This window comes from Blautia sp. OM06-15AC, from assembly GCF_003481425.1.
Classification (GTDB): domain Bacteria; phylum Bacillota; class Clostridia; order Lachnospirales; family Lachnospiraceae; genus Fusicatenibacter; species Fusicatenibacter saccharivorans.
The window spans coordinates 25,626-40,288 of sequence record NZ_QULD01000001.1 but is presented as its reverse complement, the minus strand read 5'-3'; the positions used below and the strand labels follow the sequence as shown (position 1 = coordinate 40,288).

13 protein-coding genes and 1 pseudogene are annotated in these 14,663 nt (G+C 48.1%); 4 read left to right on the top strand and 10 right to left on the bottom strand.

Annotated elements, in window-relative coordinates; all coding sequences use genetic code 11:
- The first annotated feature begins 45 nt into the window (after positions 1-45).
- Positions 46-903 carry a LysR family transcriptional regulator gene (locus DXB83_RS00210; protein WP_118697164.1) on the top strand — a complete coding sequence of 286 codons (858 nt, stop codon included), beginning with the start codon at positions 46-48 and terminating at the stop codon, positions 901-903.
- Positions 904-979: 76 nt separating this feature from the next.
- Here the strand turns inward: DXB83_RS00210 and DXB83_RS00205 are convergent, their stop codons facing one another.
- Positions 980-2,221 (bottom strand): Nramp family divalent metal transporter, encoded by a 1,242-nt coding sequence (locus DXB83_RS00205; protein WP_118697163.1) that lies wholly within the window; start codon positions 2,219-2,221, stop codon positions 980-982.
- 216 nt (positions 2,222-2,437) lie between these two features.
- Between DXB83_RS00205 and DXB83_RS00200 the strand changes: the two genes are divergently transcribed.
- Positions 2,438-2,920 (top strand): hypothetical protein, encoded by a 483-nt coding sequence (locus DXB83_RS00200; protein WP_022462640.1) that lies wholly within the window; start codon positions 2,438-2,440, stop codon positions 2,918-2,920.
- A 282-nt stretch (positions 2,921-3,202) separates the two neighbouring features.
- On the opposite strand, the gene DXB83_RS00195 is transcribed toward DXB83_RS00200, so the two are convergent.
- From DXB83_RS00195 to DXB83_RS00170, 6 genes are all read right to left on the bottom strand, one after another.
- Positions 3,203-4,585 (bottom strand): uracil-xanthine permease family protein, encoded by a 1,383-nt coding sequence (locus DXB83_RS00195; RefSeq protein ID WP_022462641.1) that lies wholly within the window; start codon positions 4,583-4,585, stop codon positions 3,203-3,205.
- Between the two features lie 85 nt (positions 4,586-4,670).
- Entirely contained in the window at positions 4,671-5,330 is a 660-nt protein-coding gene (locus tag DXB83_RS00190; protein ID WP_117760508.1) for a TatD family nuclease-associated radical SAM protein, read from the bottom strand.
- Positions 5,330-6,166, bottom strand: a complete 837-nt coding sequence (locus tag DXB83_RS00185) for a pyridoxamine kinase (RefSeq protein ID WP_118697162.1) — start codon at positions 6,164-6,166, stop codon at positions 5,330-5,332. The genes DXB83_RS00190 and DXB83_RS00185 overlap by 1 nt, the downstream gene beginning before the upstream one ends.
- A 211-nt stretch (positions 6,167-6,377) precedes the next feature.
- Complete coding sequence (locus DXB83_RS00180; RefSeq protein WP_118697161.1) at positions 6,378-7,025, bottom strand: beta-galactosidase trimerization domain-containing protein; 648 nt, start codon at positions 7,023-7,025, stop codon at positions 6,378-6,380.
- Positions 7,026-7,211: 186 nt separating this feature from the next.
- Complete coding sequence (locus tag DXB83_RS00175; RefSeq protein WP_055219683.1) at positions 7,212-8,135, bottom strand: SufB/SufD family protein; 924 nt, start codon at positions 8,133-8,135, stop codon at positions 7,212-7,214.
- A complete protein-coding gene (locus tag DXB83_RS00170; protein WP_055227049.1) occupies positions 8,135-8,866 on the bottom strand; it encodes an ABC transporter ATP-binding protein in 732 nt (243 codons plus the stop codon). The genes DXB83_RS00175 and DXB83_RS00170 overlap by 1 nt, the downstream gene beginning before the upstream one ends.
- A gap of 230 nt (positions 8,867-9,096) precedes the next feature.
- Here DXB83_RS00170 and DXB83_RS00165 point away from each other — a divergent pair, with 230 nt between their 5' ends.
- The gene (locus DXB83_RS00165; protein ID WP_118601438.1) at positions 9,097-9,753 is read left to right on the top strand and encodes an SDR family NAD(P)-dependent oxidoreductase; all 657 of its coding nucleotides are present in this window, start codon (positions 9,097-9,099) and stop codon (positions 9,751-9,753) included.
- A 98-nt stretch (positions 9,754-9,851) separates the two neighbouring features.
- On the opposite strand, the gene DXB83_RS00160 is transcribed toward DXB83_RS00165, so the two are convergent.
- Both DXB83_RS00160 and DXB83_RS00155 read right to left on the bottom strand, forming a co-directional pair.
- Positions 9,852-10,583 (bottom strand): class I SAM-dependent methyltransferase, encoded by a 732-nt coding sequence (locus DXB83_RS00160; RefSeq protein WP_330423004.1) that lies wholly within the window; start codon positions 10,581-10,583, stop codon positions 9,852-9,854.
- A 144-nt stretch (positions 10,584-10,727) separates the two neighbouring features.
- The gene (locus tag DXB83_RS00155) at positions 10,728-11,372 is read right to left on the bottom strand and encodes an L-2-amino-thiazoline-4-carboxylic acid hydrolase (protein WP_118601437.1); all 645 of its coding nucleotides are present in this window, start codon (positions 11,370-11,372) and stop codon (positions 10,728-10,730) included.
- Between the two features lie 586 nt (positions 11,373-11,958).
- Here DXB83_RS00155 and DXB83_RS00150 point away from each other — a divergent pair.
- Positions 11,959-12,892: pseudogene (locus tag DXB83_RS00150) on the top strand (AEC family transporter).
- 66 nt (positions 12,893-12,958) lie between these two features.
- Here the strand turns inward: DXB83_RS00150 and DXB83_RS00145 are convergent.
- Positions 12,959-14,641: an AAA family ATPase gene (locus tag DXB83_RS00145; protein WP_117760515.1), complete on the bottom strand. Its 1,683-nt coding sequence runs from the start codon at positions 14,639-14,641 to the stop codon at positions 12,959-12,961.
- Positions 14,642-14,663 lie beyond the last annotated feature (22 nt).

Genomic DNA, 14,663 nt, shown 5'->3' with positions numbered 1-14,663 from the left:
ATACAATTTTAATATCATAAATAATTTCACGAAAGGAAGTCTCTTATGGAACTGCGCCAGCTTGAATATTTCCGCGTCATCGCCGAAACCGAAAGCATTCACGAGGCCGCCCGCCGCCTCAATATGTCCCAGCCGCCGCTCAGTTATCAGTTAAAGCAGCTGGAAGCCGAACTGAACGTCACTTTATTTGAACGCACCCGCCAGGGCGTCCGCCTGACCGAAGCCGGAAAACTGCTGTACGACCGCTCCGCCAACCTGCTCGAGTACGTGAAATCGACGGAGCTTGAGGTCGCAAAGGTCGGCAAAAAGCGGGTTCTGCGCCTCGGCATCACACCGACCACCGTTGCGACGATCATGCCGTGCGTCTCGCTTTTTTCCCGCCGCAATCCCGATGTCAACTTCGAGGTGCACGACGGCATCACCTACACGCTGTACCGCTATCTGATGGACGGCATCATCGACATTTCCATCGCCCGCACGCCGCTGCGGCTCGACGATGTCGACTATAAAATTTTAAGCTCTGAACCTATGATTGCCGTTTCTTCAAAAGATATGCTTCCCGAGAAGAACGGATCGCTAAAGCTCTCGGATCTTTTGAATATTCCGCTCATCATCTACCGCCGGTATGAGGCGCTCATCATGGATGCGTTCCACTCGCGCGGCATGGAGCCCGATCTTTTCTGCGTCTGCGACGATCCCCGCGGCGCGATGCTCTGGGCAAAGGAAGGCCTTGCCACTGCCATTTTCCCGCAGTCCATGAGCTCTCTCTGCCAGGGACTCCGCATCCAGCCGCTCGCAGAAAGCGACCTGGAAACGCAGATCGCCGTGATCTGGAAAAAGGGGCGGAAACTCTCTCCGCTTCTGCAGGACTTTGTCGATGCCTGCATGAAGAGCATATTATAATAGAAGAAGTCCGCTGCGCCGGTCTCTTTTTCAGGGATCAGCGCAGCGGACTTCTTTTTTTTATTTCTCATTCTTTTTACTGCACAAACAGCAGCGCGATATTCAGCAGTGTCACAATCACCGCAATCGCAAACAGGGCAATTTTCAGCTGCAGACTGTTCGCGTATTTTCCCATGACTTTTTTCGAGGACGTCAGATAAATCTGTGTAAATACCGTAATCGGGAGCTGCATTCCAAGGAACATCTGTGAATAGAGAAGGCCCTGGAACGGGGAATCAATCAGAAGAATGACCGCTGCGGCCGGGATCATGGTAAGAAGGATTCCCCAGCGTGTCTCCTTACTCTTGATCTCATACGGCTTGTTAAAAATCCCCGAAAAAATCGTTCCGCCCGCCATTCCCGCGGTGATGCTCGATGAAATTCCGGCGAGCAGAAGCGCTGCTGCAAAAATCACCGATGTGGCATTTCCAAGGAGAGGTGTCAGCATCTTTCCCGCCGTTGCGAGATCATCCACCTGCTTTGCATTCTGCGGCTGGAAAAACGTTGCGGCCGCCATCAGGATCATTGCACTGTTGATGGCCCATCCGATGATCATGGAAAACAGGGTGTCTTTGAACTCATACTTTAACTGGCGCGCAATCACCTCATCATCCTCAAGATTCCACTGGCGGCTCTGAATAATTTCCGAGTGGAGAAACAGGTTGTGCGGCATGACGACCGCACCGAGGACGCTTAAGATGACCGGCATTGAGTGCTCTGGAAACGACGGTTTTACCCAGCCGACAGCCGCCTGCGCCCAGTCGATATCGGCGATCCAGACCTCGAAGAGGAACGAAAAGCCGATCAGCGAGACAAACACAATGATCAGTTTTTCAATCCGTTTGTAAGCACTTGTAAACTCACAGATCAGAACCAGCACGAGAATCATCATGCTGCCGAGCTTGATCGGAATGCCGAACAGCATCTGGAGCGCAACCGCACCGCCGAGGATCTCCGCCATTGCGGTCGCCACCGCTGCCATCATCGCCGTCGCAAGAATCGTGTTTTTCAGCCACGCAGGCAGATAGAGGCTCGCCGCCTCCGAGAGGCACTTTCCCGTGACAATGCCGAGATGCGCCGCATTGTGCTGCAGAAAAATCAGCATGATCGTGGACAGGGTGACCATCCACAGAAGCTCGTAGCCGTAACCCGATCCGGCGGCAATGTTGGATGCCCAGTTTCCCGGGTCGATAAAACCGACCGTGACAAGAAGTCCCGGGCCGAGATAGCGGAGAAAATTCATGCCCGCCGTCTCTTTTCGTTTTCGATTTTGTTTCATATTCTTTCCTTTCTGACAATTTGATGCGGAACCGGCCCATCCAGGACCGGCAGAAATCGTTTTGTTGTGGTTTTGGTTGCTTTGGTTAGTTACAACTAACTGCATTGTACATGGGATTTTTCAAAAAGTCAAATCATGTTTTCTCTTTCTTGTGCTTCACCGTCCGCTGTGCTACAATAAAACTGCTTATTTTGAACTAAAAGGAGAATTTTTATCATGATACGACTTGCCGTCCCGGAGGATTTTACTTCGCTCATGTCAATCTATGCGTACGCCCGCTCTTTTATGCAGGAAACCGGAAATCCGAATCAGTGGGGAAACCATTTTCCGCCGGAGGAGCTGATTCACAACAGAATCCGTGACAAACAGCTTTTTGTCCTGGAAGAAAACGGCACGCTGCACGGCGCGTTTGCCTTCATCATCGGTGAGGATCCGACGTATCTGCAGATCGACGACGGCTCCTGGCTCTCCGATGCGCCGTATGGCACGATCCACCAGGTTGCCTCAGACGGAACAATCCACGGATTTTTCTCCCAGATCGTCGATTACTGCTGGACACAGATCCCGCACCTGCGCGTCGATACGCATACGGACAATCAAATCATGCAGCATCTGATCCAGAAAAACGGATTTGAACGGCGCGGCATCATCTACGTACTGAACCACTCTCCGCGGATTGCATTTGAGCGCGTAAAATAAAACACCAAACGAAAACACCGGATCGTCACCGCTTCGCAGACTTTTCAGCCGCGGAATCACCGTTGGATCCAGGTAATATAAGGATCCGACGATCTGTCCCATCATCCCCTTTTTCGATCTTTCGTGTGTCATTTTTTTACCAACCTTATATCTTCTTACCCTCCAATACACACTTGCCCGTACCGAAATGCAAAGAAAATCCGCTTTTTCCCTTCTGTTTCTGCACATTCCTTTGTGCAGAATACAGATGCAGAAAAAACGGATTTTCTTTTGCATTTTTCTTTATGCGTGGATTCCTCTGTTCTCGTCCCCGGACTCGTTTACGCCGAATTCGTAATCATTGCCCGGCAGAATCATGTTCAGCAGGATTCCTGCGATGGCTGCAATGGCAAGTGCAGTCAGGGTGACGGTCGTTCCGCCGATCGTAAAGGAGAGACCGTTGCTGAAGCCCAGTCCGCAGACAAAGATGACGCCCGCGATGATCAGGTTTCTCGATTTGGTCAGGTCTACTTTATTCTCTACCACGTTGCGCACACCGATGGCAGAAATCATACCGTACAGCATGAAGCTGACGCCTCCGATGATAGAGGACGGCATGGTGCTGATGAGTGCCGACACCTTCGGAATGAAGCTGACGATAATCGCAAAGACTGCGGCAATACGGATGACTCTCGGGTCATGTACGCGGCTCAATTCCAGAACGCCGGTGTTCTCGCCGTACGTCGTGTTGGCCGGTCCGCCGATGAAACCTGCCATTGCGGTTGCAAGACCATCGCCGAGCAGGGTTCTGTGCAGGCCCGGATCAGAAAGGAAGTTCTCTCCTACGGTTGCAGAGATCGCCGACATATCGCCGACATGCTCCATCATGGTCGCGATCGCGATCGGTGCCATGATCATAATGCTGGTCAGATCGAATTTGCAGAGCTGCAGCGGCGGAAGTCCGACGATGCCTGCCTGTGCAACCGGCGCAAAGTTGATGATCACGGATCCGTCCGGATTTTTGATGCCGAGTGCATTCAGGACAACTGCCACAGCGTAGGCAATCACAACGCCCATCAGAATCGGAATGATTTTGAGCATTCCTTTTCCCCAGATGTTGAAAATGATGATGACTGCCAGCGCAACCAGTGCCAGGAACCAGTTCGTCGAAGCATTATTAATGGCGGAACCAGCAAGGCTGAGGCCAATGCAGATGATAACCGGACCTGTGACAACCGGCGGCAGGTAGCGCATCACGCGTTTGACGCCGACCATGCGGATGATCAAGGCAAAAATCAGGTACAGAAGACCTGCTACCACAATACCTCCGCAGGCATAGGCTGCCTTGTCGTTGACACTCATGCTGGCATATTTTCCGGTATTCAGGTTTGCAACAGCGGCGAAACCGCTTAAGAATGCAAACGAAGAACCAAGAAATGCCGGTACTTTAAATTTCGCGCACAGATGGAACAGCAGGGTTCCAAAGCCGGCGCAGAACAGTGTGACGGATACGGTAAGACCGCGGGACGGCCCCTCGCCGCATGCGTCTACAAAGTAGCTGTTTACCAGAATCGGCACCAGAATGGTTGCACCGAACATGGCAAACATGTGCTGCAATCCGAGAATCAGCATTTTAGGAATACCGAGCTTTCTCGCATCGCGGATGACTCCATTAGACTCGTTCATACGTCTCTCCCTCTCTTTTGTTTTTCTTTCCCATTATAGGCGTTATATTCTGGAAATACAAGCGAAAGATTCCGTTCCGCACACCTTAATTTTCAAACGGGCGGACACGAAGGGTAACACCTAATTCATCGCAGATTTCCCGGCATTTCTGAATCTTTTCTTCCGGCATAACTTTCTCGACAACGGTCATCACAACATTCGGCACATACTGTTTTGCAAGTACTGCAAACTCCTTGATCGCCTCGTACGACTGGATGCCGAATTTCGACCGTGTGAGCTCCAGAAATTCTTTTTCATCCGGCGCGTTTAAAGAGATCGAGACGGTATCAAATCTTCCCTTTAATTCCGGGGTGACATCTCTTCCATAGATCAGGTTGGCAAGACCGATCGTATTCAGACGCACTTTCAGGTTCGGATACGTTTCTTTTAAGGAATCGATCACCCGGCAGACATCCTCAAGCCGCTCAAGCGGTTCTCCGAAGCCGCAGAAGACCAGTTCATTGATCACGTTCAGATCGTACTGTGCGAACAGCTCCAGCATCGTCTCAACGGATGGCTCGCCCTCTTTTAACCACAGTGTATTTCCCTCCTGCTGCTGTTTCGTCTGGCGCAGACAGAACACACAGCTGCACGGGCATTTGTTTGTCATGTTGACATAGACATTTTTTCCGGTAAGATCGCCGCTCTTTGCAAGGTCGAGATACCCTTCCTCGCCGACGGCTCCGGTTACAGTATATAAATACATTACGCTTCCTCCGTTAAGTCCTTCATAAACATTTCAAAGCAGAGTCCCCAGTAGCTCGGCACTTCGTTTTCTTCGCAGTAGCGGATGCATTTCGATACGTAATCCGCCGCCTTTTTCACCGACTCGTACAGGCTGTGGCCGTTCAGATACATGCCTGCGATAATTGCCGCAATGACATCTCCCGTACCGCTCCGGTCGCCGCCGATGCGGTCTACCATGACAATCTGGAAGTCTTCGCCTTTATTATAGATAAAGTTGGCAATCTGCGTCTGGTTAAAGTGGATGCCCGTCACCACGATGTGTTTCGGTCCCCGCTCCGCCAGTTTTCCGCACATCTCTTTCAGCTCCTCAATCGAAGCCCCGTTCTCCGGATACGGCGCATCGATCAGTGTGCAGAGCTCTGTCAGATTCGGCGTGATGATATCCGCGTAGTGAACCAGTTCTTTTATCTTTTCGCACATCTCTTTCGTGTACGTCCGATACAGCTTCCCATAGTCTCCCATGACCGGATCGACGATGACAAAGTTGCGGTCCGTCTTAAAATGGCGGATAAAATCAAGCACGATATCCACCTGCTGTTCCGATCCTAAGAAGCCGGTCGAGATCGCATCGAAATCGAGCTTCAGATCCTTATAGGTCTGAATGTAATCCTTCATCCGGTCAGTATAATCATCAAAGTAATACGTCGGAAACTGCGTGTGTGCTGAGAGAATTGCGGTCGGAACTGCCACCGCCTGAATCCTCAGCGCCGACACGATCGGCGCCATCACAGCCGTCGAGCACCGTCCAAAGCCTGTCAGATCATTAATCAGTGCTATCTTTTTCTGTTTTTCCATGTTGTTCTCCTCTTTTTTTCAGGATGCCTCCGCATCTGTTTTATGTCTATTTTTGCACACTCGCGTCTTATTTACAAGTTTTTTTCGGACACTTGTCAACACAGAATTCCGCTTTTTGCATCTTTTTTGTCAGCACGCAAAAGGCACGGCCCGCCCGAAGCTGTTTTTTGCTCCGGGCGGCCGCGCCTTTTCTCTCGTTTACTCTTTTATATTATGCTTCTAAAATCTTGCATGCAAACGGTGCCAGTGTCATATCCCCATACGTCACTTCCTTTGCATTGTGGTTGATGTACATCGTCACCTTCTGCTTCTCGTTTCCTCTCGTCACGATCTCAAGGCCCTCTTCGGACGGCACCATCTGGAAATGGCAGTCCCGCATCACCTGCTCCATCAGAAGCTTCGTGATCTTCTCTTCCAGACCGCAGCCCACGTAATACAAAGTTCCCCTGCCGGTCTGTTTTCTCGTCACGGCTGCGAATTCCAGATAGAACGCATCCGCGTAATGGAACAGCACTTCCGCATCCTGCACCTGAATCATATCACGGAAAATTCCGCCTGTGCCTTCCACGCCCTCGAACACGCCGCTTCCCACAACCGGGAATGCATCATAGTCCTGCAGGCTCTCCATCTCTTCTACGGTCAGACCCGCAAGCGCATTGTAGTGCACCGGCAGTGTCTCGCCGAACGGAACGTTGTTGTCCGCATCTTTCACGGCGTGGCGGTACGTCACGATTACGGTTCCGCCGTTTTTCACAAACGCTTCCACCTTTTCTTCCATCTCCGGCTTCGTAATGATCATCTGCGGCAGGAAAATATTTTCGGAATGATTGATCACAATACCCATTTTCGCTTTCCCCATTTCTCTATCTTGTATCTTTCCTTTTTTCAACAGTACAAATTTATCATATGTTAAAAGTCAAAATATTTTACTTTTTATTTTAGTAAAATTTACTACCTGCTTTTGTGAAAAATGCACAAAAAGAGGCATCTCCATCTATGCAGACTGGAAATGCCTCTTTTTTGTTCTCTTGTTTCCTTTTTTTCTTCAGCTCAGGAAGTTTTCAATAATGACGTTTTCCGCCTCCGCTTCCGTCATGCCGAGCGTTCTGAGTTTCAATAGCTGCTCATCATTGATCCGTCCGATCGCCGCCTCGTGGATGATTGCCGCATCCACATGTTTTGCCTGGATCTCCGGAATAGATCCGACCTGTGCGTGATCCATGATGATAGAATCGCACTGGATATGGGCGTGGCATTTGTTTTTGCCGACTGCCTTGGGATGGAAGACCTGGGAGGAATTGCCCTTTCCGACAGAACGTGAAATAATCTGTGCGGAAGAACCGCTTCCGTTCATACATACTTCAATATCCGACTCTGCCTTCTGGTCACCGTCTGTCATCAGACGTTCGAGCACGAACAGTTTGGAGTTCGCATCCATCACAACATTCGTCGTACGAATTGTTGAGTCAACGCCCTTAATCTGTACGGTATCCAGCGTAAAAACGGAATTTTCTCCGATTTCAATATTTGTCACCGGGTTCAGAATCCGCTGTCCCGTTCCGTTTCCCTCTCCGTAATGCTTTTCCTCGTAGCGCACGTTGGCATTTTTTCCTACATGGAACGTATGGATACCGTCGTGCCGGCTGTCGTTGCAGCCGCCGTTGTGGATACCGCAGCCCGCTACAATCGTAACATCGGCGCCGTCCGCAACGTAGAAATCATTGTAAACAAGATCCGTCATACCGGAAACGCTGACGACAACCGGGATAAATACTTTTTCGCCTTTTGTCTCGCCGTCAATCAAAATATCAATGCCCGGCTTATCCTCTTTTTTGCGGATTTTGATATGTTCACTGTCACCGTGGCAGAGCGGAATGCCGTTCTGGCGGAGATTGTATGCCCCTTTCTGCTCAAATCCCTCGCTGATCTGATTTAATACGCCCTGGGTTGTCTCATCTACCTGTACCATCAGCATGTGCCTCCTTCCTGGCCGCACATCCGGCCTGTTTTCTGCTGGAACAGGGTCGGCAGTACGTCTTCCTTTGTACCGTATTCTTTCACCTGGCCGTCCTCGATCACCATGATCTTGTCTGCCATCTGGATAATGCGTTCCTGATGAGAAATGAGGATCAGACATTCTTTCTTCTCTTTGTGGATTTCTTCAAACCGTTTGATCAGCATGGAAAAGCTCCACAGGTCAATGCCGGCCTCCGGCTCATCGAAAATGCTGACCTTATGCGGTTTTGCAAGAACCGTTGCGATCTCCAGACGCTTCATCTCTCCTCCCGAGAGCGTACCGTCCATCTGGCGGTTCAGGTAATCGGCAGAGCAGAGTCCGACAGCGGAGAGGAGTTTACAGCTCTCGGCTTCCGTCAGTTCTTTTCCGGCTGCCAGCGACAGCATTTTTTTCACCGTCATTCCTTTAAAACGCGGCGGCTGCTGGAATGCATAGCCGATGCCGGCGTTTGCACGGTGGTCAATATCATAACCGGTAATATTTTCCTCATCCAGGAAGATTTCTCCGCCATTGGCGTCCTCAATTCCTGCAAGCACTTTGGCCAGCGTTGATTTTCCGCCACCGTTCGGTCCGGTAATCACCAGCATTTCCCCGTCCTTTACCTCAAAACTGATGTGGTTGACGAGGCAGCGTTTTCTTCCCTCTTCGTTTACTTCAAAGGTAAGATTGTCTACTTTCAGCATATTTGCACCTCTTTTGTTTTCACTCTTTGCAGGGATAATCCCCCTTTCAAAAACTCTACTCCTTCTCCTAAAATCTGTCAATTATTTGTTGTGGTTTTGAGAGACTCTTTTGTTTTATGCAGTGATTTTTCCCGTAACATTTTCTTTTCCTGCATTCTTTTTCGTTTCTTCTGGATCGCATGCTGTGTTTGCGGTATAATGAGGGTAATATTTCATCGGGAGGTTATCGTATGCGTGTACTTATTACAGGAACCAGCTCCGGAATCGGAAAGGCGATTGCGGAGAAATTTTTAAAAGAAGGCTTTGACGTTACCGGATTTGACCGGAAGGAGGCTTCGATCAGCCAGGATTCGTATACTCATTTCTGCCTTGATATCCGCGACAGGGAACAGTATCCGGCGCTTGCGCCTTTCGATATTGTCATCAACAACGCGGGTGTGCAGAACGAGGATGATATTGATATCAATTTGAAGGGAACCATCGCAATCACGGAGGCGTACGGAATTCATGACAACATCCGCGCCGTCCTTATGATCGGCTCGGCCAGCGGCCATACCGGAGCTGAATTTCCGGAATACACCGCAAGCAAGGGCGGCGTTCTCGCCTACACAAAAAATGTGGCACTCCGCATTGCACCGTACGGCGGAACGTGCAACAGCCTTGATTTCGGCGGCGTACTGACCGAGCTGAATCTGCCTGTCACGGAAGATAAAAAGCTCTGGGATCAGATCATGGATCTGACGCCGCTGAAACGGTGGATGACCGTTGAGGAAGCGGCGGACTGGGCGTATTTTATGACCGTGACCAACCGCTTCTGCACGGGGCAGAATATTCTGATTGACGGCCTTGAAGCGGGAAACGCACACTTTGTGTGGCCGGATGAATGATTTGTTAATTTCCTGTACAAGCAAAAAACAGGTTCCCTGCACGGAAGCTTTTGGGGCTTTTCCGCTGCCGGGCTGCCTGTTTCTTTTCATTTCTTTTCTTACGCTTTTTCAAACACCAGAATTTTCTCTGCGAATTTGTGGATGATCGGCATCCACATCACCAGCTTGTAGATGGGATTCAGCGTTTCCATACCGCGGGCGATGTTGTCGTCTTTTACTTTTCGGAAACCGGCGGCAATGTCGCCCAGGTCTGCAAAGCTGTTCGCACCCCAGGTAAACGTCGCGCCCGTCGCCTGAATAGATTTTTCGATGTTTTCTTTCTTTACAAAGTACGGGCACAGCGTTTCCATGCAGACGTAGGCATTGTCGAAATGATCGCGGATGATGGCGAGCATCATTCTGACCTCATCCGCTTTCATGTACATGGTCAGACCTTCGATAATGAAAAGCATTTTGCCCCGCACTTTTACCTGATCGGCCCATGCCGGATCGAGCACGGAACACGCAATCGTGGAAACGCGGCCGGATTCCTGATAGATCGAATCGCGTACCTCAATCGTCTCCGGCAGATCGAGATTATACCAGGTGATTTTTCCATTATCCATGCGGTAAAACCGTGTGTCCAGACCACAGGCGATGTTGACAACGGTACAATCCGGGTTCTTTCGGATAAAGTCGCTGACCAGCTCATCAAACACAACACTCCGCACTACGATTCCGCCGCTCATTGCTGTGTCCTTTTTCGCATTGCTGAAATCATAGTCGATGCGGTCAATCAGCTCTTCTGCTTTGGTGTCGCGGAACTTGTTTTTCGGATTTCTGCTGTGCATGGCGCGGGCGTAGAAGCACTGCCAGCATCGTCTCGGCGGTTCCGTTCAGTTTTGGTTTTATTTTTTCATTGCTCATTCTGGGTGATCTCCCTTCTGTGTTTTATATTCTTCGATCCATTTCACCGGTTCCGGTCCGGTCTTGTTTTATTTCGGATTTTCCACCTTGTCCCCCACGAACCAGTAATCACAGACCTCACCGCCGCCTGCCAGCGTATGGTCACGGTAGAGCTTCGCGTGCATCAGGGCTGCTGTCTTGTAATCAATGTCGCACATAATCGGCAGCACTTCCAGATAGCCCTCTTTTCGGGCGAAGGTGTTCAGGGGACATTGGGTGAAGTGGTAATAAAAACCGTTCTGATGCTTCGTCTCATCAAAATGAAAATCCCACGAATACGCCTTATACTGCGGATGTGCTTCCAGCCAGGCGGCATCCTTATGCATCATCTTCGCAATCCGCGCCATGCCGCTCTTCTTATTCGCATTAATCATCAGGCCCATGGCTTTCAGAAACGGGAAGGACATCATCTCCTCTGAGATTGTACGCAGTTCATCCACAGAAATCTGTCTGTCCGACGCATCCCAGAGCGCAAGAAAAATGAGGCCTTCATAGAGATTCGACGCCATCGGGTTGTCCTTTCCGATATCATCGGCGCGGCGAAGCATGTCGCGGTAGATCTGGTTGGTCTTGCGGAGAAGCTCTGCGGTCTCCTCTTTTCCGTAGCGTTTTAGCAGACTTTTCTTTATTAAAGGAGTCAGCATGTTCCAATATTTGCTGGTGTATTCCATCATGGGCGGGTACCTCCATCTTACTTTTATTAGGATTCACTAACTGGCAGGTGTAAAATTGCCGCCTACAATGTAGAAAAATAGGCGGAATTTTACTTTTCATTATGAGGTTATTATATCACACTTTTTATTACTTTGTTTTAAAATCGCAAAAATTTCTTGACTATAATTCAGCCTTCCTTTATTATAGAAATTAAGAAATGGCCATCCTGCTCTCTGGTAAGCATGGATGGCCACTTCTTATAGCTATTTAATATTTTCGCCAGATCGGGTGATTGCGCTCACCTTCCGGCTGTCTTGTTAAGTATATTATATTGCAATCGTGTAATTTTGTCAAATCAAAATAGCGCCCCTGCTCTGGTAAAGTTAGGCGCTATTTTTAGTTAGAAGCTTTATCCGGCGGTCAGGTGTACACTGACCAACGGCTCTCTTGTCGAATATATTATATGACAGCATTTTCTTTTGGTCAACAGCCATTTTTCTTATATTTTCACCATTATTTCGACCCAAATCTCTCAAAAAGAAATTGAAATCCCCTCTTCTCCACCTTATAATATTTTCTATAAGACACACATATGGGGAGATTTTTATGACGATCAGTATTCTTCTTGCGCAGCAGATCGCGCAGCTTTTTCTTATGATTTTGATGGGCTTTTTAATCGTAAAAGCCGGACTTTTAAAGGATGAGGACAGCAAAGTTCTGTCGAAAATTGTGCTGTACCTGATCATTCCCTGCGTGATTCTGAATGCGTTTTCAGGTCGATTACACGCCGGAAACGGTGCGGGGGCTGCTGGTTGCGTTTGCGGCTTCGCTTCTGATGCAGGTTGTGCTTCTTTTTGCGGTTTCAGCTCTTGGACGGGTGTTTCATTTGGATGCGGTTGAGATAACTTCTGTTTACTACTCCAATTCCGGCAATCTGATTGTGCCGCTTGTGACGGCCGTTTTAGGAGCGGAATGGGTGCTTTACAGCTGTGTTTATATGAGCGTACAGCTTGTCTTTTTCTGGACGCACTGCAAAAAGGTGATCAGCCGTGAGGCTTCCTATGACTGGAAGAAGATTGTTCTGAACCTCAATATTATTTCTATTTTCGTCGGAATTCTTCTTTTTTTCACGGGCATCCGGCTTCCTGCGCTGGTCAACAATACGCTTCATTCTGTCGGAAGCATGGTTGGCCCTGCCAGTATGATTGTTACGGGTATGCTTTTTGCCGGCATGGACTTCCGGCAGATTTTTGCGAATAAACGGATTTACTTCGTGACCTTTCTCCGCCTGATCGCCGTTCCGCTGATGGCGCTTGTTCTTCTGAAAATCAGCCATCTTGCCGATCTTTCTGCAGACGGACCGACGCTGATTCTGATTGTTTTTCTCGCCGTCATCACGCCATCTGTCTCTACAGTTACACAGATGTGTCAGGTATACGGAAACGATTCACGCTATGCCAGTGCCATCAATGTTGTTACTACGCTGGCTTCTATTGTGACGATGCCGCTTATGGTGATGCTGCTTCAAATGGTACTCTAATCACAATTAACAAAAAAAAACGCTGTCCCGCTTCCCCTTCCAGAGAAGCATTGACAGCGTTTTCTATTACCCAATTAGTACCTTTTTCCCTTCAAACGCAAATCCATAATGCCGGATTCTTTCTTTTGGGATTCCCCGTTCTTTCAGTTCCGCGTCGTATTTCTTTATTTCAATCTGCGCCAGTGCTTTTTGTACCGTTTCCTGCAGCGTTTTTTCTTCCGTTTCTTTTACTTTAAATTCCAGAATCATAGCATCTCGATCCAAATTTCTGGGAATTAGAATCACATCGTATCTTCCATACCCACTTTCCCGATTGGAACGCACCTCATAAAGATCTCGCACTTCCACCAGCAGCCCAAGTACAAATCCATGATAAAACCGCTCTGGCTGGCTCCGCTCGGACGCATGTTTTCCAGCATCAAAATTACTAAATGTAGCAAGTGCAATATCATTCATATAGAGGTTCATCGCTTTTACATCACCATTCAGCAATGCTTTGATAAATTCATTATAATTGGCAGATGCCGCTGCAAACCAGCTTTTGAACATATTCGAAAACATGCTCACAGTCTCCAGATTTGTGATGGAAAGAGAATACCACGGCTCCAGCGTCAGTCCTCTGTATTCAATCTCCTCCACTTTCAGATAACCGCTTGCCACCAACAGACTCCATACCGCACTTTCATCCTGTTCTAATTGTCCAAATATAATCTGCTCATCAAAATTAACTACAATTTGTTGTCTGTTGATCAGTTTTTCCAGTTCTTCCTTCATATTTACCGATGCCGACTGCAGGAGTTTGCTGATCAATCCATTGGAACTTGTAGCTGCCCAGTAGGGCCGCAGTTTTTTCTCTTTCAGATAATTTGTAATAGACCACGGATTGTAAATATCACGATGCGTGCCAAAGCAAAATCCGTCATACCATTGCTTTACCAGATCTTTCTTTTCCGGCATTCCAAATTGATCTAATGATTGAAATACCTCTTCTTCTGTAAAACCAAAACAGTCTGCATAGGCATCCGATGTTGTTGTAATAACCGTCAGATTATTAAGGTCCGAAAAAACAGATTCTTTGGAAATACGGGTAATTCCAGTCATCACAGCGCGTTCCAGATATGGATTTGTTTTGAATGTCGCATTGAAAAGGCTTCTCATAAATCCTACAAATTCATCCCAGTATCCATGAATATAGGCTTCCTGCATGGGCGTGTCATATTCATCCAGAAAGATCAAAACTTTTTTTCCATATAAAAGATTCAAATAACTGGAAAGATTTTTTAATGCATCCTGTGCTGTCACATCACTCATTTTTTCTGTAATTTCCAGCATCTGCTGTTTTTCATTTTGCGTAAAACATTCTTCCTGCTCCAAATACCGATGTCGGCGATAAGCATCTACAATAATATTTTTTATCTTCTGCACTGCATCTTGATAGTTATTCTGTTTTACGTCCGCAAAGCTCAGAAAAATCACCGGATAAGTTCCCTGCAGTCTGCGGTATTTTTCCTGTTTCCAGATGGAAAGCCCTTCAAAGATGGTACCTTTTTCTGCATACTGTCTGGAAAAGAAACAATTCAGCATGCTCATATTCAATGTTTTGCCAAATCTTCTCGGACGTGTGATCAGCGTAATGTCATCTCCACTTTCCCACCATTGTCTGATAAAATCGGTTTTATCAACATAAAAATAATGATTTTCTCGAAGGGAAGCAAAATCCTGTTTTCCTATACTAATCGCTGAAGTCATATTTCATCTTTCCTTTCTGAGC